Genomic DNA, 21,139 nt, shown 5'->3' on the forward strand with positions numbered 1-21,139 from the left:
TCGATAGAGGCCTTGGCAAACCAGAGCTTGACTGGTGATGTTGATCAACGTTCTCTAATAGAATTCTTTCAATAGCATTTAAAAGAATTTCCGATAAGCATGAGGTCGGCGCCTACGCGAAGCGACCCACGAGCCGTCTACGAGGCCAATATCAGCACGAGCAGCGGTACCTTCCCTATTTACGCTCGCCTTGAGATTGAGTCCAATCATAGATACAAAGTGAAGGAGGTGCAAAAAAAAGGGGACCGATTTATTCTTGCCCCGGCGTTCGAGAGTTCTTATCGAATGGATTTGCTTGAAACTGGCAGTTGGCTGGAAAACAAATCTTTCCCTTTTTCTTGTCCCCTTTTTCTTCGAGGTTACGGATGACACCACTTGGCTCCAACGAGGTTTTCATCATCCGGCCGAAGATCGGCATCGGTCGTTTATTTTTTGTCCCACTGCTTCGCCAGACACCTTGGGCGATCACGGCGATCTTTTGTATCAGCTTATCGACCGGCCTGTCGTTACCGGGGAGGGAATGGCCGGGCATCATCCTCGCAAGCCTGGTTGTGATGTGGTGGGTATATCAACTGGGCAGAGATATCAGCGAGCGCGCTTCACTGGCCGTGCAGGCGTCTGGTGTGGCTTTTCTCGGACGGTACCAACTAACGAAACGCACACCGCTGCGAATAGTGTTCAAACCCGACGGCCACCTGGCTGTTTTTAGCAAGTCTTACAGTATTTATGTCGAGTATGAAAACGGGCGTTTATTAATCGCTCGCCGTGTCGTCGGAAAAAAAGTCAACCAACAGAAACAGCTCGCCAGCGAGCTCGCCGCGTTTCTGGGCTTATTTGCATACGTGGATGATGGCTCTGGAAGACTGAAGAAATTAGCCGGCCAACGGTGAGGTACCCGCCGCAACCAAGCAAACGAAGCCCTGTCGAGGCACGTAACCGCGCATTGCGGGCCAAGCCCTATGTGTTGGCGCTCTGTGAGTGATAACCTGCGAGTTCTTCTTTAAGTGATATTGGATACAGTCATGGAAAGCTGTTTGAGGACGCTTGGAGTTAGCCTCGCTAACAAGATAGTGATCCCCGCCGCTTGGTTATCGGGGCTTGTAACGATAGGACTTGTGTGGGGCATGATACGGTTTTCGCCCGATAAGCTTACAGTCGAAGGACGTCAGCTCTTCGTGGCTTCTTTTTCTATCTTTTGTCTCGCCATAGGGTACTTGATATGGCGTAAGCGACGAGCAGAAGCACTTGTGACATCCATCAACCTGAAAGAAGGTCTGAGCCTGGACGGTGCTCGGATGCTCGGCTATCCAAACTCCCTGTTTTTTGTCTTTGACCTGTCCAACAAGAAACTCGCTCAATGCCAAAGTGTCACCGGCGACTATCAAATTCGAGACTTCACGTGGGTAACAGGCTGGCAGTTCGAGTGGCAACAGATTGACAGCAGGGTATCGGGCGGCGTTCTTCAAATAGTCGATGGGGCAGGCATGAGCGTTCCAGCCGACGAAATTCGGCGTAGGTTCATAAAATTCACACTGGTTTTGACGGTTGCCGATACAAATCATCCTCTCTTCCGTTTCCCGATGAGCCGGAGCGCAGCTGAAGGCTGGTGTAGCCGGTGCAGTGTTCTTTTCAAGTGCTAAACACGAAGCGTCACACCACAAGATAATTCTTTAGAACTCGTGGCAGCGCTGATCGGAAGAAAAACCCTAGCGGATTGCGCTGGGGCTTTCTTTGCAGATTACCTGGCCTCGAAATCCGGATGGGACTCTTCGAGCTTTTCGTCAACTGCCCCAAACGTCTTCTCCAGATTTCCGCGACAGTAGGCGTCAATGGCATTGCAAATCGGGAAGAGGGGATGCGTGCCTAAGGCGCCAGGGTCATTTTTCTCATAGATATAGCGCCACTCTACGAAAACCTTGTCATATTGCTGCAGTCCATAGGCGATATCACCGCTGTATCCTTCATTGATGGCGAAAGCCTTGATTGACTCTTTAGCTTCGTCTGGCAGATTTTCGTACAGTTTGCTGAGATGATGTCCTTGTCCGCCAGGTGCGATTTTGAGAGACTCATCACGTCCTTGGGATATCGCAATTCCGCCAGGCAGTTCGTCCTCTTCATCGAGAACATAAGTCATCGTTGCGTTGATTGACTTTAAAAATATTTCCGTGGCAAGACAGATGTTGATCATTCCTGGCACGAACAGATTACTCTGCTTCGAGTCAATTAGCTTTCGCCCTGCTTCACCAAATGCCAAGCCTTGATGGTAAATAGTTCCAAGGCAGCGATAAGTCACCACGCGCTTATAAACTGAAGTCACTAACGAATCCTTTTGTTGGTTTTGGGACGGTCAATATGGCAGGCCAAACGTCTGCGGCAGGTTTTATTCAGGCGTAGCTGTTAACTCGCGCCCAAACGCACGCGTCCCAGCCTTTCGTGCAAAGGTTGTCAACGAGCTCCTTGCATAACCACCAGTGACTTGATAGATCATCTGGATTGACGTCATATTCTTTAACCTCAATCTTTTTGTAGATGTCCTGAATATTGCCAGGGAGGCTCTCGAGTGGTGTTTCGGTCGTGCGAACCAAGTGAGTTCTATTCCCTTCGTCGTTGAAAGAAGCGTAGAGAAATACTTTCATGGCTGATCCTTGCTGTTGGTTGGCTGTTTTTTGCAATTCATGATCTGGGAAGTTGTTACAGAACTTCAATACATATCATGATTTGAAGCGTTAGCAAATGTTACGCGGTGTTCCGCTTCTGGCGTCGAATACGTCAGTATAGGTTTTCGTTGTTTCTGATATGTAGGAACTATCCTTCAGATGAGTGCACCGTGAGATGTTCTCAGCGAGGTAGTAACCATCGTTTTTCCTGGTCTTCTTCGCAAGCCAAGTCCGCCGGTTGTGAACAACGCCTCGAAATGAATTTACCGACGGTCCGGCCCTTCGGAATTACTGCCGCTCCCGGGACTCCACTCATTGAGGAGTATTTATTTCTCAATTGCGGTGAACACCGCCCGAGGCAGATGCAATGACGTCGTTCGAAGAATTCAGGGCCACATCCCATGAGCTTCTCAAAGAGCTGGATGCCGCGACGATAAAAATGATGATGCTGGTTTCTGCGAAAGAGGTATCCGGTCCTTTTTGGGAGGACGCTGCCCAGCGGCATCACGACGCTGTAGATGCCTGGCATTCCTTTCTCAATATTCCGACGGGTTTCGTGTCGGATCCGCCTCTACCCTAAGAGTCAGGTTCTCACCGGTTATTTCGCTCGACATTTCGCGCCATACAGACTGCGTATGGTGCGCAGCTGACTGATATGCTGCGAACACCAGCAAACGTTACAAGCTCAATGCGACGTTGCTCTCTGGTCTGCCAGTGGGCAGCTAGAGCTTTATGTCGCCTTTATCGACATGGCATGTCGTCCAATTCGTGGCTGGAAACTAAGGAAGGATCCCCGATGCGAGAATTTGAGCTCATTAAGTCCGTGCCAGTCCCCTCAAGGTCCGGCATTACCCATCTTTACAACCCGATGAACCTGGTCGACGCTTTTGCGATTCGGCTCCCTGCGGGCACATCCAGCGATCCGGATTTGCTAGCTCGATTCATTCTTTCACACCAGCCCTCCTGGATCGGATGGCTCCTGGCAGTCCGGGACACTATCGTTGCCTGTTTTGGACTCAAGACAGCCAGACATCTGGCATCGCTTGCCAATCGGGTTGGCGTCTTCAAGGTCTACAGTACAAACCAGACTGAAATCGTGTTGGGAGAGGACGACAAGCACCTCGACTTTCGGATATCGATCCTGTGTTCTGAAGAGGCGGAGCCAGAAGGCAATCGCCAATTGGTGTTTTCAACCGTGGTTCAGTGCCACAACCGTCTTGGCCGGGCCTATATCTTCGTTATCGCCCCGTTTCATCGCTTGGTGGTCAAGGCCAGCTTGCTCCGTGCAGCGCGCGTCGGTTGGCCTCTGGCTACCTGCGCCTCAGAGCGCAGTGTCCCCGTGTAGATCAGTTTCCAACGGGCACTTCGCCAGTTAGACACGCAGCCGTTAGAAGATAGTGGGCATCGGTGCTCCTGACCTGATAGCGTTGCGGGAAAGGAGCATGGGTGTGTGCAGAGAATGGGCAAACTGGAACCGTTAATGCCGTACAACTACATGAACGGCCGCTACCTGGTCTTCAAAGGCAACGGCATCGATGGGGCGCCTTTGGGCAGGATTCACCAGGACGGAACCGTTCGAAACCTGCAGGGTGAGCCGCTCTACTACATAAACATGGACGAACATGCGTTCTGTTCGATGGACTTTACCTTTCAGGGCAATATACAAAAAATTCGCGGCACGTTTTACGTGCTCGGTGACAGAACGCTGTTCACATTTTCCGAGATGAAGGTTAAGCCACTTGGAAACGAGACCGAGGAGCAGGCGCTTCACCGGGAGTTCAAAAACACCGCGATAAACCTGGCAAGGCAAATCGCCCAGGCGAAGAACGAGATGGCGCAGGAACGGATAGAGATGGCCATGTCCGATTCAAACCCTTTCCGGCGTTTCCGTGCCTTCTTCACGAGCCGAGCCCGCAGGGAGCGAGCATCACCAGGTTGGCGTCGCAGTGAGTTAGAAAACGATCATGAGTTCAAATCGAGGTCTGTCGCTGTCTCCTCATCATCACTTGCGCCAATGAGCTTATGGGCAACAGATGCAAGGACCAGGCAAACGCGGCCATACAACAATTACGCGACGGTCCGGTTACAGGTGAACTCCTATTACGGTCTGTCCCTGGCTTTCCGCTTTCCGCCGATCAAGGTGGGTTGTACTGCGTCACTCGCACAAGCTCCTCGTCGTAACCCACGTTGGGAAAACATCCCCTCCGTCTATACCCCGCGTTTCTAGCCGCGGTAAATCTCAAGAGCGCGGTGTGCTACACACGCCTTCCAATTCACTGGGATTCATATGAAAACGCTAGTCTTGGCACTCTCGCTGGTCGCACTGGCAGCCTGCATGCCTTATAGGACGGTCACCTCGCCAGATCCAGACTGGATGCGTCTGGGTGGATATGAGCCTGAGGGTTATCCAAGGACGTTTGTCGAGACTTGGGAGGGCAAATGCTATGCGGTTACCGAGGCATGGTTCAAGAGCGCAATCAACGGTCGTACCTTGTGGACCAAGCGGCAGTCTCACGAGGCTGTTACCTGTCCATAGGCGCCCCCGCAAGCAGATTGGAGGATCCGGGTTCCTGCAATCATGAGGTGCAGGCGATCAAGCCATTGAAACTTCACCCTTTACCAGACGATCTTCTAAGCATCGGCTAACAGGAGATCAGGTATGAAATGTTATCTATGCGGGCTGGAAGCACAACAGTCCGAAGAGAACCAAGGTGGTGAGCTCGTCAACTGCGCTGACTGCGGCACCTACAAGATTTCAGGCCTTGTTCTGAAAGAACTGGGGGCCAGGAAATTCAATTACCCAAAAATGCGCGATGATTTGCACCGCCAGCGGCAGTTCAACGCTACGTCTGTCGCCGAGATCAATACCGAGACGGTCATCTGGGCTTGAGCGTGGCGCTGCCTGGCGATTCATCGCAAAGACCCCGACCAACTTTAAAAAGCGCCAAGGCAATGCCAAAGAAACAGCCGGATGACAAGACGACAGCGAGTGCTGCCGAAATCGAGCGATCAATTCTGGCGCTCAACAAAATGGCTGAGCGCCTGTGGGGTGATGGCCGGGAAGCTGAAGCCGAGGCGCTGTTAAAGGCGCTGGATGCGTTAAACCGTGCGCTTGATCGCATAAGGATCGGGGAGAGTCGCAGAGTGCTTCACTGAAGCCCGGCGTTGGTGCTGGGCCTTCTGGTTTGTTGTGCGTTGCTCCTAACCGAATTTCCCACCCACCTTGAACTGCTCCGTCGCCTCGATCAAAGCACTGACAATCCCGGTTTCCGAAGGTGAATGCCCGGCATCATTGATCACGGTCAGCACCGAGCCTGGCCACGCTTTATGCAGGCGAAAGGCCGAGTTTGGCGTAGCAATCATGTCGTGCCCGCCCTGGATGATCCTGCACGGCAGATGGGTAATCGCCGCGATGTCTCGGATGAGCTGATCTTCCTCCAAGAATAGCTGGTTCTTGAAGTACCAGGCATCCAGGCATCCCATGCCAGTGCTGGTCTGATCGTCTGACGCTTGTTCTTCGACGCCGTCAGGGTCATGCCGCAACAGCGAACAACTGGCGGAGTAGCGCACCCAGCAGCGGATGGCTTCCACGCGTAGGTGCTCGTCGTCACCGGTCATGCGGTCCAGATAGGCTTTCAAGAGGTCGTGGCGTTCGGCTTCGGGAATGAAATTCACGAAGTCTTCATGAGCGCGGGGAAAGAAGCGCCGCATGCCGTGGATGAACCAGTCGATCTCGTCGGCTGTGCCCAGGAATACCCCTCGCAGGATGAAGCCAAGGCAGCGTTGCGGATGCGTCTCGCCGTAGGCCAAGGCCAAGGTGGTGCCCCACGAGCCACCGGTGATCAGCCAACGATCGATTTCCAGATGCTCCCTTAACGCCTCGATGTCGTTGACCAGCGCTTGGGTAGTGTTGTCGCGCAGTTCCGCCAAGGGTGTCGAGCGAAGGGCGCCGCGCTGATCGAACAGTACGATGCGGTAATGATCGGGATCCCAGAACTGTCGTTTGGTCGGCGGAGCGCCTTCGCCGGGTCCGCCGTGGAGGTAAATCACCGGTACACCGTCGGGGTTGCCGCTTTCTTCCCAATAAAGCGTATGCAGATCGTCGACGGGCAGCATGCCGCTGCGCCGAGGCTGCTCGATAGGGGGAAATTGACTGTACGTGATCTGACGGGGGACATCCATGGGGCGGCTCCTGATGTATGTGTTGTTTCAGCAGGGTCTCTTTCAGTTCGGAAAGAGCCGTCTGCCGCAAGTTCACACGCGGCATCGGCGCACAGGACAAACGGAAGGCGCATAAGTTATTGATAAAGCGGAATAAACGGCCGTTTGTCGGGCCAGGCAATCTTTATCGCTCAGTTCGCAGTCATTGCTAAGAACACCGCAAGCACGAGGAACCGGCGATGCCCCTGGATTGCGATGAATATGAAGAGCTGTTCGCTCGGCCAGAATCAGCTTCCACTGAAGGTGGGGACGTTGATCTTGATTGTCTGATCGTCGGCGCCGGCCCCGCTGGATTGACCGCTGCTGTTTACCTGAGTCGATTCCACCGGCAGGTCCTGGTCGCCGACGGTGGGCGCAGCCGTGCGAGTCTCATTCCACGTTCCCATAACTATCCGGGTTTTCCACCGGGCATCTCCGGCACGGACCTGCTCGCCCGGCTGCGAGAGCAGGCGTTGCGTTACGGCGCGATCATCGAGTCAGGAAGGGTCAAGCGCCTGCTCAAGCACCGTGCAGGTTTTGTTGCGCAACTCAACGGCCGTGAACTGGTTGCGCGTCGCGTGGTGCTGGCGACCGGAATCGTCGACACGCTGCCACACATGGAGCGGCCTTACGATGCGGTTGCGCAATCGGTGATCCGACTTTGCGCGATCTGTGATGGTTACGAAGTCAACGGCGACAACGTCGCGGTTTATGGCGAGGCGAGCTGTGCGATCAATCATGGATTGTTTTTGCGAAACTTCACTGACCGGGTAACGGTATTGATTCATGGAGATAGCCAGGCTTGCGAAGAAGCCGTTGCGGTAGCGAGGCATGCCGGTATTCGCGTGGTCGACGATCGTGTCGAGCATATAGAGGCTGGCAGCGATCAAGTCCAGGTTGAAACGTGCAAGGGCGAAAGCCTCTGCTTCGACATTGTGTATCCGTGTCTGGGTTCGCAAATATGCTCCGAACTCGCGGTGCAACTCGGTGCCGAAACCGAGCAAGGTGCGCTGGTCGTCGACCCGCACCAGCGCACCTGCGTAGAAGGTCTGTATGCGGTTGGAGACGTGGTCAATTCGCTCAAGCAGATCAGTGTCGCTACCGGCCAGGCGGCAATATGTGCGACGGCGGTGCATAACAGCCTGGAGGTGCGTTTATGGGATCGAGCGCGTGACAAGAAGATGCCTTTCGATTCGGCTTGAGCTTGCACCAGGCGGCGCTACTTGGTCGCTGGGAATCTCGTCGGTTCCACTCGACAGCCAACCGGAACACTGACGCACCTTGGCGTATCTACCGACAACACAATCGGAGCGCCTGGCAGTGGATGTGTACAGGATCGAATTCGAAAATGACCGTTGGACACTTTATAAATCCCATGGCTACAAACCGATCCTGCAGGCTGACAGTCAAGGTGAGTTGATCGACCATGTGCTTGCCTTGACGCGGGGGGAGGGTGTCGTGATTCGATTCATGGGCAACAGCGGCCTGCGAGAATTGAGGCTGGGGAACGTGCGGGACGACGTACCTTAGTGGACCTGTGAACCGCGTATTGATTGAACTGCCAGCGCCCTGGTGTGCCCAACCTGTTATCAACGAGAGGGCAAACCCATGACCGACGAGAAGAAAAACGAACAACCCAAGGACGACACGCCCGCCCACTCCACCGAGCAGGAGCGTGAGCGTTTGAAGGACTTCAACAAAGAGGGTATTCCACCGGGCTCTTCGTGATCGGCCTCGGGAATTGCGCACTGCCTAAGTGCGGATTTATATTTCGTTAGACGGAGACTGGCGGCGCAAACGTTATCAGCGCCGCCAGCACAACTACCGATTATTCCACCATGCAAATCCAATGATGATCCTCCCTGTAAGGCGCTCGGATAAACGCCACGTCGGATACCAGCACGATCCCACGCTTCTGAAGTGCTTCGGTCAGTTGTACGAGTGTCTCTGCTTCGATAGTCATCGCTGTTACCTCGTCAGATTACTGCGTTCATAATTGTTGACCGAACGCCTTGACGGGTAATTCATTTTTTCTGACGCGGTTATCGAGCAGGGCGAAGACGAAGTACGTCGAAAAAAAAAGCCCTACAGCAATGTAGGGCTTTTTTGTTACTTCACTTCTTCAGATGCTCGCGAACATCATCGGCCACCGGCCCAACAGCCTTGACCGCTGCCTTGAGCTGCTCTTCGGTCACGCCGAATTCTTTCGCCCAGTATCTCAATTCCCAGTCTTCGGAAGTGTTGATGCGGTTCCGGTCCTGGGGCCCGCGATTGCTCAAGTCGTCAGCCATTGTCGAGTTCCTATTAAAGGCCTGGTAACGCCAGGCGACACTCAATGGACCATCAGACAGGGCTGTTTGCGCCATTTTTATAGGGCGCTGCGGCTGAGACGGTAATCAGAGACGCATGCCTTTGAGCGGATTCCAGCCTTGCTCGCCTTTGATTTCCTTCAGGTAGTACGCATAGTTGGTCATGAGCGCATACATCATCGACATGGCGATGTTCAGACCCATGCTCAACGGCCGCGGAAATTCCATGCCGATGATGGCGAAAACCACGCTCAATACGATGTTGATCGCCAGGAAGATTCCGAGCAGCGCCAGGTTCTTCTTCCACAGGCCCAAGACAAACAGGTAGATAGGACCGAAGAAAAACGCGATCACGTTGGCGTTGATCAGGATTTTCTTTTTGAAGTCCGGCAGAGTCTTGACGGCTTCCTTGTAGCGCGGGTCGTTTGGCGCGCCATAGGTATCGAAGAAGTCGAAACGTTCCTGCCATTTGGCGCTGTATTTTCCGCTGCTTTGTATTTGTTCAGTCGTGCTCATTTTTCGCTGCTCCTGGTGTTCCATCAAAGAGATCGTTCTTCCGAGAATCCTGCGCTATTTTTCTTGGTCTTTTGGCTAATGCGCTTTTGCTGCCCGCTTTATAAGCGTTCGCGCGCAAAAATACCGCAACAGTTGCTTAAATGGCTTTCTGATCTGTGATGGGCATCACGCTGGTCTTGCGAGGGCAGGCGGGAAGTTCACGACGGCGCTGGAAACCGTAAAGGCAGGTCATCCCGAATCGCCCGCTCAATCAAACGGGCGACGGATTTCATCCAACATTCAGGACACACTCAGAGCATGGCATCTGCAAAAGCGTGGTCAGGGACGATTGTCAGAAAGTGCAGGGGCATCTGCTGTTCCGTTTGCGTCGCTGGCAACTCAAGGCTGCCAACTATCTGGCTTTGAAGCGCGCTCAACCGCATCGACTCTTCTTCCTTTAATTTTGCCATTCTCGCGTGGTTCGCTGCGATTTCGTTGAGAGTTGACACGGTACATCTCCGGTGGCTGACCAAGCGTTGAGAATTTGCTGCCGCGCCAGAAAGACGTCGTCCTGCGCTGCTACAAGGTCCGCTGCAAACCTTGAGCCAGACGTGCCCGTGTCATGCGCGCGACTTGTCACAGGCGACCAGTGGCAAGTTCCAGCGCCTGTCGGGGCGGCAGCGTTCCAACCATGCCTCAGGAATAAGTCACTGATACGACAAAACCGGGTCAATTGCCGCCTGATTGCTTGGTTCAGGGCGGCACCGGGTGCAGGTAACCGACACGCAGCGTGATATGGAACTAATATCACCGTTAGTCTCTATATCTTTACAGGGACTCTTCCCTTTTTTGAGAGTACTGCCATGTTCAAATCGCGCTCGTTGATTGCTGCAGTGACCTGTTTTGCCTTGGCGGCGGGCCCTGGCCTTGCTGTCGCGGACCCGGGCAATGGCAAGGGAAACGCTCAAGTCGATCAAGGTCAGGGACAAGGAGGCAAGGGCGGGCAGGGCAACAAGGGCGGCCAGGGTAATGCTGGCAATAAGGGTAACCAAGGCAATGCTGGCAATAAAGGCAACCAGGGCGGCAAAGGCAACCAGGGCGGTGGCGGCAGCGATTGGCATAACGGGCCGAGCATCGACCGTGGCGGTGTTCTGGGGGTGATTGGCGGTTATCGCGATTACTGGAGCCCTGGCCCGGCACTGCCGCCGGGTATCCAGAAGAACCTCGCCCGGGGCAAGCCGCTGCCCCCCGGTATCGCCAAGAAGCTCGACGGACGTTTGCTGGGACATCTGCCGCGCTATGACGGTTACGAATGGCAGCAGGTCGGTACCGACCTGATTCTGGTGGCGATCGCCAGTGGCATCATTTACGAAGTGCTCAACGGTGCCTTCGACTGATCTGCTGCTTGATAGCGCCAGTCAGATAACAAACGCAACCTGTGGGAGCGAGCCTGCTCGCGAAAGCGGTGCATCAGTCATCGTTGATGTTGGCTGATCCGACGCCTTCGCGAGCAAGCCCGCTCCCACATTTTCCAAGTTGTTCTCAGATTTCGCATCCACCACAAATCCCCGGTGGGAGCGAGCCTGCTCGCGAAAACGGAGTGTCAGTCACCGTTGATCTCGGCTGATCCGACGCCTTCGCGAGCAGGTTGGCTCCCACAGGTTTCGTATCAGCTTTCCAACTGCCGCAGGCGTTTGTACAAGGTATTGCGGCTCACGCCGAGGCGTCGTGCCAGGTGGGAAATATTGCCGCCGACGGCCTGCAACTGGCGGTTCAGGTCTTCGGCGTCGTTCAGGTCTACTGCCAGCGGTTCCGGTGTTTCCACCGGCTCCATTTCCAGGTCGACAAAAAAGTCATCGGGCAGATGTTCCGGGCGGATCGGTTGTTCTTCGGCCATTGCCAGGGCCACTTGCAGCACGCTGCTGACTTGCCGCAGGTTGCCCGGCCACGGGTGGCGTTCGAACAGCTCCAGGACTTCGCGGCTCAGGCCGGCCCATTGGGTCGGCTCGCGGTGGTGTTCCCAGAGGCGCTTGAACAGCGCCTGCTTGTCGCTGCGTTCGCGCAGGGGCGGCAATTCCAGGGTCAGACCGCCGATGCGGTAGTAGAGGTCTTCACGAAATCGCCCCAGTTGCACCTGTTCGCGCAGCGAGCGGTTGGTGGCGGAGATGATGCGGATGTCCACCGGGAACAGCTCGGCGCTGCCCACCGGTTGCACGCAGCGTTCCTGCAAGACCCGCAGCAAGCGGGCCTGGGTCGGTAGCGGCATGTCGCCGATCTCATCAAGGAACAACGTGCCGCGATCGGCCTTGCGGATCAGGCCGATGCTGCCCTTCTGGTTGGCGCCGGTGAAGGCACCTTTTTCATAACCGAACAATTCCGACTCGACCAACTCGGCGGGAATCGCCGCGCAGTTGACTGCGATAAACGCCTGCTTGCAACGCGAACTGGCCTGGTGCAAAGCCTTGACGAAGACTTCCTTGCCGACGCCGGTCTCGCCGTGGATCAGCAGCGGAATGTCTTTCTCCAACAGGCGCTCGGCCTGGCGCACAGCTTTTTCCACCCTGCTGTCACCGAAGTGCAGGGTGTTGAGGCTGATGGTGGTATTGGCAGGGGCGAGCGCTGGCGAGGGGGTCGTTTCGGCAAAGATGCGCGGCTTGACCGACACCTGCTTCGGCCGCTTGAGCAGGCACTGGAACCGATTGCGCCCGGACGCCTGCAAGGCGAACGGCAGGCCGTCGGGCTGGTTGAGCAATTCCATCAGCGAGACCTTGAACAGGCTTTCGATGCTTACCCGCGACAGGCTGAGGCCCAACAGGTTGTCGGCGCGGCGGTTGGCCGAGAGCACCTGGCCGCTCTCATCGAAAATCAACAGCCCGGCCCATTGGCTGTCGAGGTTGTTCAGTCCGGTGTTGAAGGTGAGCTGGAAGTGTTCACCGCGAAACAGGTTGAGGATCAGCCGGTTCTCCACCGTCTGGCTCATCATCTTGACCATGCCCAGCGTATGGGACGGCGGCAGGTAGCTGTCGCTGGAGACGTCCAGCACCGCGATGACCTTGCGCTCGGCATCGAAGATCGGCGCGGCGGAGCCGGTCATGAAACGGTTGGCCTTGAGGAAATGTTCATCGTGTTCGATGTGCACCGCCTGTTCACAGGCCAGCGCGGTGCCGATGGCGTTGGTGCCGGTGCAGCGCTCCATCCAGGTCGCTCCGGCGCTGAAACCGTGGGCCAGTTTCGGTTCGATGAACCGCTGGGTGCCCCAGGAGGTCAGCACCTGGCCCTGGTTGTCGGCCAGCATGATCAGGCAATTGGAATTGCTCAGGATGTTCTCGTAGTACGGCAGGACTTCCTGGTGGGTGGTCTGCACCAGTGAATGCTGGCTTTCCAGTAACTGGGCGATACCCTCGGCCGGCAATGGGTCGAATGCCGGTACGCTCTGGTGATTGAGGCCAAAGGCGCGGCAACGGGACCAGGAAGCCTGAATGATGGCCTCGTGGGACAAGGCAGGAGCTGGTGCGGCCATGGGGCACTCTCGCAGGTGCTGTTTTTATTGTTGTGGCAAGTCTCGCACAGAGTCCTTGTGCTGGGGCAGGCCTGAATATCAATCCCTACACATCCTGTGGAAGATTCTGTGGGAGCGAGCTTGCTCGCGATAGCGGCGTGTCAGTCACATCAATGCAACTGATCCACCGCCATCGCGAGCAAGCTCGCTCCCACAAGGGATATCGTCAGGCCAGCTGGTAGCGTTCATTCAGTGTTGTTCAAAATTGTTCATTGTCAACCGGCTCACTGTTCAATTGTTCATCCCTGATTGTTCACTTCTGTTCAGCAATGAACGCCAGTTTTACCGTCGATAACAGAAATACAAACAGAATCAATAGCTTGTGATTTCTGGCACGGCTTTCGCTTTTGCACTCAGGTCGCTTGACTCCAAATAATAAAAAGGCCGAGCCATGTCATTACAGCTTGAGCACATCTGTCGCACCGTCGAAGGCCAGACCTGGATCGACGATGCCAATCTGAGTTTCGAACCCGGATCCTTCAACGTTCTGCTGGGCCGCACGCTGTCCGGCAAGACCAGCCTGATGCGCCTGATGGCCGGTCTGGACAAGCCCGACAGCGGCCGCATCCTGATGAACGGCGTCGATGTCACCAAACGGCCGGTGCGGCTGCGCAATGTGTCGATGGTGTACCAGCAGTTCATCAACTACCCGACCATGACCGTATTCGAAAATATCGCCTCGCCGCTGCGCCAGGCCGGTATCTCCGAAGAAATTATCCAGGGCAAGGTCCTGGAAACCGCGAAGATGCTCCGGATCGAAAAATTCCTCAAGCGTCATCCGCTGGAGCTGTCCGGCGGCCAGCAGCAACGGACCGCCATGGCCCGTGCGCTGGTCAAGGACGCCGAACTGATCCTGTTCGACGAGCCGCTGGTGAACCTCGACTACAAGCTGCGTGAAGAACTGCGCCAGGAAATGCGCGAGCTGTTCCAGGCTCGTCACACCATCGCCGTCTACGCCACCACCGAGCCGAACGAAGCGCTGGCCCTGGGTGGCACCACGACGATCCTGCATGAGGGCCGGGTGATCCAGAGCGGCAAGTCGTCTTCCGTTTATCACCAACCGCAAACCGTGCTGGCCGCCGAGCTGTTTTCCGAACCACCGATCAATCTCATGCCGGGACGCATTGCCGGCAATGAAGTCAGCTTCGCCAACTTCGTGCACTTCCCGCTGAACGTCGACCTGCGTCCGGTGGGCGAGGGCGAGTTCCGTTTCGGCGTGCGTCCCAGCCATATCTCACTGGTGCCGAGCAACGACGACGACCTGGAACTGGCGGTGACCGTCGAGGTGGCCGAGATCAGCGGTTCCGAGACCTTCCTGCACGTGCGCAACGAACACTTCCTCCTGGTCCTGCATTTGCCCGGTGTGCACGAATACGACGTCGACGCGCCGATCCGCATCTACATCCCGACCCATAAATTGTTTGTCTTCGATGCCCAGGGCAAGCTGGTCCAAGCCCCAGGGCAACGTATCGCGAGGGTTGCCTGATGGCCGAAATTCGTTTGCAGAACCTCGCCCACAGCTACACCAGCACCCCGGCGGGCCCCGAGGACTACGCGATCCGCGAGATGAACCACATCTGGGAGCAGGGCGGCGCCTATGCGCTGCTCGGACCTTCGGGTTGCGGCAAGTCGACCTTGCTCAACATCATTTCCGGCTTGCTCAGCCCTTCCGAAGGGCAGGTGATGTTCGACAGCAAAGTCGTCAACGAACTGTCCCCGGAGCGGCGCAACATCGCCCAGGTGTTCCAGTTTCCGGTGGTCTACGACACCATGACGGTGTTCGACAACCTGGCGTTCCCGCTGCGCAACCAGGGCATGGCCGAGGCGCGGATCCACACCAAGGTGCAGGAAATCGCCGAGGTTCTCGACCTGCAGAGCCTTTTGGACAAGAAGGCCCGCAACCTCACCGCCGATGAAAAACAGAAAGTCTCCATGGGCCGTGGGCTGGTGCGCGACGATGTCTCGGCGATCCTGTTCGACGAGCCGCTGACGGTGATCGATCCGCACCTGAAATGGAAACTGCGGCGCAAGCTCAAGCAGATCCACGAGCAGTTCAACATCACCATGGTCTACGTCACCCACGACCAGTTGGAGGCCTCCACCTTCGCCGACAAGATCGCGGTGATGTACGGCGGCCAGATCGTGCAGTTCGGCACACCGCGTGAACTGTTCGAGCGCCCGAGCCACACCTTCGTCGGCTACTTCATCGGCAGCCCCGGCATGAACCTGATCGAGGTCCAGGCGCAGCCCGGTGGCGTCGGCTTCGCCTCGACCCACTTGCCGCTGTCCGAAACCCTGCAGCGGCGTGTCGCCGACGCGCAAGGCAAGAGCCTGAAGGTCGGCATCCGCCCGGAATTCGTGCATGTCTGGGACGGCCCTTACGACGACGCGATGCGGGCTGACGTGGTGCACGTCGAAGACCTCGGCACCTACAAGATCCTGACCCTCAACCTTGATGGCGCACCGCTGAAGGTCCGCCTCGCCGAAGACAAGCCTGTGCCGGAAGGCACCGCGTACATCAGTTTTCCGGGTCAATGGCTGATGGTCTATGCCGATGAATATCTGCTTGAATCCGCAGGCGAGGTGCAGCCATGAACAAGGTGCAGAACAACAAGGCCTGGTGGCTGGTGTTGCCGGTGTTCCTGCTGGTGGCCTTCAGTGCCGTGATCCCGATGATGACCGTGGTCAACTATTCGGTGCAGGACATCTTCGACCAGTCCAGCCGCTACTTCGTCGGCGCCGACTGGTACAGGCAGGTGCTGCTCGACCCACGGCTGCACGATTCGCTGTTGCGCCAGTTCATCTACTCGGCGTGTGTCCTGCTGATTGAAATTCCGCTGGGCATCGCCATCGCCCTGACCATGCCGACCAAGGGCAAGTGGTCGTCCCTGGTGCTGATCATCCTGGCGATTCCGTTGCTGATTCCGTGGAACGTGGTGGGTACCATCTGGCAGATTTTCGGGCGCGCCGACATTGGCCTGCTGGGCTCGACGCTCAACGCCATGGGCATCAACTACAACTACGCGGCCAACACCATGGACGCTTGGGTCACGGTGCTGGTGATGGACGTCTGGCACTGGACTTCGCTGGTGGCACTGCTGTGCTATTCGGGGCTGCGGGCCATTCCGGACGTTTATTATCAAGCGGCGCGAATCGACCGGGCGTCGAACTGGGCGGTGTTCCGGCACATCCAGTTGCCGAAGATGAAGAGCGTGCTGCTGATCGCGGTGATGCTGCGCTTCATGGACAGCTTCATGATCTACACCGAGCCGTTCGTCCTCACCGGCGGCGGGCCGGGCAACGCCACCACGTTCCTCAGCCAGACCCTGACGCAGATGGCTATCGGTCAATTCGACCTGGGCCCGGCGGCGGCGTTTTCCCTGGTGTACTTCCTGATCATTCTGTTGGTGTCCTGGCTGTTCTATACCGCCATGACGCACTCCGACGCCAACCGTTGAGGCCCGCACAATGAGCAAGAGAAAGCTGATTCCGCTTTTGATCTACATCCTGTTCCTGCTGGTGCCCATCTACTGGCTGCTGAACATGTCGTTCAAGAGCAACACCGAAATCCTCGGTGGCCTGACGCTGTGGCCACAGGATTTCACCTTCCAGAACTACAAAGTGATCTTCACCGATCCGAGCTGGTACACCGGTTACCTCAACTCGCTGTACTACGTGAGCCTGAACACGGTGATTTCCCTGGCGGTCGCGCTGCCGGCGGCCTATGCGTTCTCGCGCTACCGCTTTCTTGGCGACAAGCATCTGTTCTTCTGGCTGCTGACCAACCGCATGGCGCCACCGGCGGTTTTCCTGTTGCCGTTCTTCCAGCTGTACTCGTCCATCGGCCTGTTCGACACCCATATCGCCGTAGCTTTGGCCCACTGTCTGTTCAACGTGCCGTTGGCGGTGTGGATTCTTGAAGGCTTCATGTCCGGCGTGCCGAAAGAAATTGACGAGACCGCCTACATTGACGGCTACAGTTTCCCCAAGTTCTTCGCCAAGATCTTTATCCCGTTGATCGGTTCCGGCATCGGCGTCACGGCGTTTTTTTGCTTCATGTTCTCCTGGGTCGAGCTGTTGCTGGCCCGGACACTGACCTCGGTGAATGCCAAGCCGATCGCGGCGGTCATGACCCGCACGGTGTCGGCGTCCGGTATTGACTGGGGCGTGCTGGCGGCGGCAGGGGTGTTGACCATCCTGCCGGGCATGCTGGTGATCTGGTTCGTTCGCAACCACGTGGCCAAGGGCTTTGCCCTGGGCCGGGTCTGAGGAGTCGATGATGGAATGGATGAACTGGACCGCCCCGACGGCGACGTTTTTTGGGGTCATTGCCTTGCTGCTGGCGGGCATGACGACATGGGAATTGCGTTCGCCGAGTATCCCTCGGCGTGGTTTCCTGCCGATTGCCACGACCCGTGGCGATCGGTTGTTTATCGGTCTTCTCGGTAGCGCCTACCTGCACCTGCTGGTGATCGGCGTTACCGACTGGAGCATCTGGATAGCGTTCGCGTTGTCTCTGGTGTGGCTGTTGGCAGTGATGCGGTGGGGCTAGTCGCGAAAGTTCGACGACGATCAGGCTCTTAAACCCAAACAGGAGGTCTCTATGTTCGATAAAAACAATAAGCTGCGACATAGCGTTTCATTGGCAGCCATGCTGGCACTCAGCGGGCTGAGCGCTACGGCCTGGGCCGACGCCTATGAAGACGCCGCGAAAAAATGGATCGGCAGCGAATTCAAGCCGTCGACCCTGACAGCCGAGCAGCAGCTCGAAGAACTGAAGTGGTTCATCAAGGCTGCCGAGCCATTTCGCGGGATGAAAATCAACGTGGTCTCGGAGACCATCGCTACCCACGAATATGAATCCAAGGTACTGGCCAAGGCTTTTAACGAAATCACCGGGATCCAGCTGACCCACGACCTGCTCCAGGAAGGCGACGTGGTGGAGAAGCTGCAGACCCAGATGCAGTCCGACAAGAACATCTACGACGGCTGGGTCAATGACTCGGACCTGATCGGCACGCATTTTCGCTACGGCAAGACCGAGTCGATCACCGACCTGATGGCCAACGAAGGCAAGAATTTCACCTCGCCGACCCTCGACCTCAAGGACTTCATCGGCATCTCCTTCACCACCGCGCCGGACGGCAAGGTCTATCAACTGCCCGACCAGCAGTTCGCCAACCTTTACTGGTTCCGCGCCGACTGGTTCGAGCGTGCGGACCTGAAGGCCAAGTTCAAGGAAAAATACGGCTACGAGCTGGGCGTACCGGTGAACTGGTCGGCCTATGAAGACATCGCGAAGTTCTTCTCCGAAGACGTCAAGGAGATCGACGGCAAGCGCGTCTACGGCCACATGGACTACGGCAAGAAAGACCCGTCCCTGGGCTGGCGCTTCACCGATGCCTGGTTCTCCATGGCCGGCGGCGGTGACAAGGGCCTGCCTAACGGCTTGCCAGTGGACGAGTGGGGCATTCGCGTCGAAGACTGCCATCCGGTCGGCTCCAGCGTCACCCGCGGCGGCGACACCAACGGCCCGGCCGCCGTGTTCGCCACCACCAAGTACGTCGACTGGATGAAGAAATACGCGCCACCGGAAGCGGCGGGCATGACCTTCTCCGAGTCCGGTCCGGTGCCGTCCCAAGGCAACATCGCCCAGCAGATTTTCTGGTACACCGCTTTCACCGCCGACATGACCAAGCCGGGCCTGCCAGTGATGAACGCCGACGGCACGCCGAAATGGCGCATGGCGCCGTCGCCACGCGGTCCGTATTGGGAAGAGGGCATGAAGCTGGGCTATCAGGACGTGGGTTCCTGGACCTTCATGAAGTCGACGCCTGAGAAACAGCGCCTCGCGGCCTGGCTCTACGCGCAGTTCGTGACATCCAAGACCGTGTCGCTGAAGAAGACCATCGTTGGCCTGACGCCGATTCGCGAATCGGACATCAACTCCCAGGCGATGACCGACCTGGCGCCGAAACTTGGTGGCCTGGTGGAGTTCTATCGCAGCCCGGCCCGTGTGCAATGGTCGCCAACCGGGACCAACGTGCCGGACTATCCACGCCTGGCGCAACTGTGGTGGAGCCACATCGCCGAAGCGGCCAGTGGCGAGAAAACCCCGCAACAGGCTCTCGACGGGCTGGCCAAGGATCAGGACGCGATCATGACGCGTCTGGAACGCTCCAAGGCCCAGGCCACCTGCGCACCTAAGATGAACCCTGAGCGCGACGCGCAATACTGGTTCGATCAACCGGGCGCACCGAAGCCGAAACTGGCGAACGAGAAGCCTAAAGGCGAGACGGTCAACTATGCCGAATTGCTGAAATCGTGGGAGGCGGCGCGTAAGTAACGCTTCAACCAAAAAACAACGGCACCGAAAGGTGCCGTTTTCTTTTCTCCCGGTTCTGAAGTAAACCCAATCCCCTGTGGGAGCGAGCCTGCTCGCGAAAGCGGTGTGTCAGTTCGCCCCGATGTTGAATGTACTCGCCCCTTCGCGAGCAGGCTCGCTCCCACAGGGATTTTTGATTAGCCCGCCTTGACCGGGCTTGCCTGGGCGTTTCCGGCCACCGGGGATGGGCGGGCATGCATCAACGCATCCAACGCCTGCCGATACGTGCGGCCCGCCAGGCTCATGCTGTTGTTATGCGTGGCGCCCGGCACCAACAACAAACGCTTGGGTTCCCGGGCGGCATTGAACAGCTGCTCGCTGAAGCGTGGTGGTACGTAGCGGTCGGCGGCGCCGTGCACGATCAGCAGCGGCATGTTGATCTCGCCGATCTTGTCGATGGAATCGAACTTCTGCGACAGCAGCCAGCGTACCGGCAGGGAAGTGTTGGCCATGGCGGTGGCGACATCGCCCAAGGACGTGAAGGTCGATTCGATGACCAGGCCTCGGGCGGGCACGGTGGTGCCATTTTTTGCCGCCTCCTGACCCAGCTCCGCCGCAAGATCCACCGCGACGGCACCGCCCAGGGAATGGCCGTAGATCAGGCGCAGGGCCGGGTCTGGTTGCAGCACCGCAAGACGTTCCCAGGCGATTCTTGCATCCTCGTACACGCTGGCTTCAGAGGGCAACCCCCCTTGGCTTTTGCCAAAGCCACGGTAATCGATCGCCATGACCGAATAGCCCAGCGCCCGCAATTGCTGGATGCGAAACAGCTGGCCGGTCAGGTTCCAGCGCACGCCGTGCAGGTACAGGATGGCGGGCGCGTTCTTGCGTTCGGCCGGCCACCACCAGCCGTGGATATTTTCCCCGGCCTTGAAGCTCTTGGGCTTGAGGTCGAACTCCTGCACGCCGCTGGGAAGGCCACTGAACCAGCTCGCCGTCCCCGGCTCGATGCGAAACACCAGCTCGCGTTCCTTGTGCTGCAACACCGCGCAGCCCACCGGCAGGCCGACCACCATCGCGGCCATGAACAACCAGGCCAGCCAGCGTTGCCTGAGGCGAGAAAGTAAGGATGAAGGCATCGACGCGATTCGCTACTCGGGGACAGAAGCTGCGTTTTAGCAGATTCCTCGGAGGGCGCGCAGGGATTTCGGACGGTTTGCCTGTGGCGCGGGACTTCATGCAACCCGATCGAACTCTCGCCGTTTCGCCCCACTCGAAATTCAATACTCAACCCTGTCGAGGACGATGTCATGACGAGCGAACATTCGAAAACAGCCAGCCAAGTCGGCAACAATGCGCCAGCCAAGGATGCTGCCGGCGACCCGGTGGACGTCGTGGAGCGCGATGTGCGCCACCCGGATCCAGCCACTGACAAAGTCGACAAGACGATCACGCCCAAGTCGATCAAGAGCCATGAGCAGGACGCTGAGAAATTGCGCGACAAGGTCGGGCAGGTGGAGAAAAAGCTCGGCCGCTGAGTGGCGACTGTCATTCGTCAGAAGCCCGCTTTGCAGCGCTGGAAATTGTCCCATCC

Annotated in this window: 24 protein-coding genes; 16 read left to right on the forward strand and 8 right to left on the reverse strand. The window is 57.1% G+C overall.

Translation table 11 applies throughout. The features are described 5' to 3' along the window. The first annotated feature begins 365 nt into the window (after positions 1-365). A complete protein-coding gene (locus tag J3P86_RS09140) occupies positions 366-890 on the forward strand; it encodes a hypothetical protein (protein WP_434699990.1) in 525 nt (174 codons plus the stop codon). A 357-nt stretch (positions 891-1,247) separates the two neighbouring features. Continuing rightward, positions 1,248-1,640, forward strand: a complete 393-nt coding sequence (locus J3P86_RS09145; protein WP_434699992.1) for a hypothetical protein — start codon at positions 1,248-1,250, stop codon at positions 1,638-1,640. Between the two features lie 98 nt (positions 1,641-1,738). Here J3P86_RS09145 and J3P86_RS09150 read toward each other — a convergent pair whose 3' ends face one another. Continuing rightward, positions 1,739-2,317 carry a hypothetical protein gene (locus tag J3P86_RS09150; RefSeq protein ID WP_434699993.1) on the reverse strand — a complete coding sequence of 193 codons (579 nt, stop codon included), beginning with the start codon at positions 2,315-2,317 and terminating at the stop codon, positions 1,739-1,741. Positions 2,318-2,384: 67 nt separating this feature from the next. Continuing rightward, complete coding sequence (locus J3P86_RS09155) at positions 2,385-2,636, reverse strand: hypothetical protein (protein WP_434699994.1); 252 nt, start codon at positions 2,634-2,636, stop codon at positions 2,385-2,387. 388 nt (positions 2,637-3,024) lie between these two features. Between J3P86_RS09155 and J3P86_RS09160 the strand changes: the two genes are divergently transcribed. The 5 genes from J3P86_RS09160 to J3P86_RS09180 all read left to right on the forward strand — a co-directional run bounded on the left by J3P86_RS09160 (position 3,025) and on the right by J3P86_RS09180 (position 5,813). Beyond that, positions 3,025-3,237, forward strand: coding sequence for a hypothetical protein (locus tag J3P86_RS09160; protein ID WP_305495793.1), 213 nt, complete (start codon positions 3,025-3,027; stop codon positions 3,235-3,237). Positions 3,238-3,453: 216 nt separating this feature from the next. Next, entirely contained in the window at positions 3,454-4,002 is a 549-nt protein-coding gene (locus tag J3P86_RS09165) for a DUF2867 domain-containing protein (protein WP_434699995.1), read from the forward strand. A 135-nt stretch (positions 4,003-4,137) separates the two neighbouring features. Further along, positions 4,138-4,884 (forward strand): hypothetical protein, encoded by a 747-nt coding sequence (locus tag J3P86_RS09170; protein ID WP_434699996.1) that lies wholly within the window; start codon positions 4,138-4,140, stop codon positions 4,882-4,884. Between the two features lie 432 nt (positions 4,885-5,316). Continuing rightward, positions 5,317-5,547 (forward strand): hypothetical protein, encoded by a 231-nt coding sequence (locus J3P86_RS09175; protein WP_434699998.1) that lies wholly within the window; start codon positions 5,317-5,319, stop codon positions 5,545-5,547. 62 nt (positions 5,548-5,609) lie between these two features. Further along, positions 5,610-5,813, forward strand: coding sequence for a hypothetical protein (locus tag J3P86_RS09180; RefSeq protein WP_434569141.1), 204 nt, complete (start codon positions 5,610-5,612; stop codon positions 5,811-5,813). Between the two features lie 45 nt (positions 5,814-5,858). Here J3P86_RS09180 and pip read toward each other — a convergent pair whose 3' ends face one another. Further along, positions 5,859-6,839 (reverse strand): prolyl aminopeptidase, encoded by a 981-nt coding sequence (gene pip / locus J3P86_RS09185; RefSeq protein WP_434700000.1) that lies wholly within the window; start codon positions 6,837-6,839, stop codon positions 5,859-5,861. Positions 6,840-7,057: 218 nt separating this feature from the next. Here pip and J3P86_RS09190 point away from each other — a divergent pair, with 218 nt between their 5' ends. Continuing rightward, the gene (locus J3P86_RS09190; protein ID WP_434700001.1) at positions 7,058-8,059 is read left to right on the forward strand and encodes an NAD(P)/FAD-dependent oxidoreductase; all 1,002 of its coding nucleotides are present in this window, start codon (positions 7,058-7,060) and stop codon (positions 8,057-8,059) included. Positions 8,060-8,971: 912 nt separating this feature from the next. On the opposite strand, the gene J3P86_RS09195 is transcribed toward J3P86_RS09190, so the two are convergent. From J3P86_RS09195 to J3P86_RS09205, 3 genes are all read right to left on the reverse strand, one after another. After that, positions 8,972-9,148 (reverse strand): DUF3606 domain-containing protein, encoded by a 177-nt coding sequence (locus tag J3P86_RS09195; protein ID WP_434624886.1) that lies wholly within the window; start codon positions 9,146-9,148, stop codon positions 8,972-8,974. Between the two features lie 105 nt (positions 9,149-9,253). Further along, positions 9,254-9,682, reverse strand: a complete 429-nt coding sequence (locus tag J3P86_RS09200; RefSeq protein ID WP_434700003.1) for a DUF2628 domain-containing protein — start codon at positions 9,680-9,682, stop codon at positions 9,254-9,256. A 290-nt stretch (positions 9,683-9,972) separates the two neighbouring features. Next, the gene (locus J3P86_RS09205) at positions 9,973-10,170 is read right to left on the reverse strand and encodes a hypothetical protein (protein ID WP_305495781.1); all 198 of its coding nucleotides are present in this window, start codon (positions 10,168-10,170) and stop codon (positions 9,973-9,975) included. Between the two features lie 354 nt (positions 10,171-10,524). Between J3P86_RS09205 and J3P86_RS09210 the strand changes: the two genes are divergently transcribed. Next, the gene (locus J3P86_RS09210) at positions 10,525-11,058 is read left to right on the forward strand and encodes an anti-virulence regulator CigR family protein (RefSeq protein ID WP_434652961.1); all 534 of its coding nucleotides are present in this window, start codon (positions 10,525-10,527) and stop codon (positions 11,056-11,058) included. Positions 11,059-11,330: 272 nt separating this feature from the next. On the opposite strand, the gene J3P86_RS09215 is transcribed toward J3P86_RS09210, so the two are convergent. Beyond that, positions 11,331-13,181, reverse strand: coding sequence for a sigma-54-dependent Fis family transcriptional regulator (locus J3P86_RS09215; RefSeq protein WP_434700005.1), 1,851 nt, complete (start codon positions 13,179-13,181; stop codon positions 11,331-11,333). Between the two features lie 430 nt (positions 13,182-13,611). On the opposite strand from J3P86_RS09215, the gene J3P86_RS09220 reads away from it, so the two are divergent. Genes J3P86_RS09220 through J3P86_RS09245 form a run of 6 tightly spaced genes read left to right on the forward strand, consistent with a single transcriptional unit; the run spans position 13,612 to position 19,566 of the window. Then, a complete protein-coding gene (locus J3P86_RS09220) occupies positions 13,612-14,706 on the forward strand; it encodes an ABC transporter ATP-binding protein (protein ID WP_305495775.1) in 1,095 nt (364 codons plus the stop codon). Further along, positions 14,706-15,815 (forward strand): ABC transporter ATP-binding protein, encoded by a 1,110-nt coding sequence (locus tag J3P86_RS09225; protein WP_434569134.1) that lies wholly within the window; start codon positions 14,706-14,708, stop codon positions 15,813-15,815. The genes J3P86_RS09220 and J3P86_RS09225 overlap by 1 nt, the downstream gene beginning before the upstream one ends. Then, positions 15,812-16,678 carry a carbohydrate ABC transporter permease gene (locus J3P86_RS09230; RefSeq protein WP_305495771.1) on the forward strand — a complete coding sequence of 289 codons (867 nt, stop codon included), beginning with the start codon at positions 15,812-15,814 and terminating at the stop codon, positions 16,676-16,678. Before J3P86_RS09225 ends, J3P86_RS09230 begins: the two co-directional genes overlap by 4 nt. A gap of 10 nt (positions 16,679-16,688) precedes the next feature. Beyond that, positions 16,689-17,489, forward strand: a complete 801-nt coding sequence (locus J3P86_RS09235; protein ID WP_305495769.1) for a carbohydrate ABC transporter permease — start codon at positions 16,689-16,691, stop codon at positions 17,487-17,489. A 10-nt stretch (positions 17,490-17,499) separates the two neighbouring features. After that, positions 17,500-17,772 (forward strand): DUF2160 domain-containing protein, encoded by a 273-nt coding sequence (locus J3P86_RS09240; protein ID WP_305495766.1) that lies wholly within the window; start codon positions 17,500-17,502, stop codon positions 17,770-17,772. 51 nt (positions 17,773-17,823) lie between these two features. Then, the gene (locus J3P86_RS09245; RefSeq protein WP_305495764.1) at positions 17,824-19,566 is read left to right on the forward strand and encodes an ABC transporter substrate-binding protein; all 1,743 of its coding nucleotides are present in this window, start codon (positions 17,824-17,826) and stop codon (positions 19,564-19,566) included. Positions 19,567-19,742: 176 nt separating this feature from the next. Here J3P86_RS09245 and J3P86_RS09250 read toward each other — a convergent pair whose 3' ends face one another. Continuing rightward, on the reverse strand, positions 19,743-20,684 hold the full coding sequence (locus J3P86_RS09250; RefSeq protein WP_434700007.1) for an alpha/beta hydrolase: 942 nt from the start codon (positions 20,682-20,684) through the stop codon (positions 19,743-19,745). Between the two features lie 171 nt (positions 20,685-20,855). Here J3P86_RS09250 and J3P86_RS09255 point away from each other — a divergent pair, with 171 nt between their 5' ends. After that, positions 20,856-21,083: a hypothetical protein gene (locus tag J3P86_RS09255; protein WP_434603518.1), complete on the forward strand. Its 228-nt coding sequence runs from the start codon at positions 20,856-20,858 to the stop codon at positions 21,081-21,083. Positions 21,084-21,139: the final 56 nt, after the last annotated feature.

The sequence above is a fragment of the Pseudomonas sp. D1-1 genome, assembly GCF_051132225.1.
Classification (GTDB): domain Bacteria; phylum Pseudomonadota; class Gammaproteobacteria; order Pseudomonadales; family Pseudomonadaceae; genus Aquipseudomonas.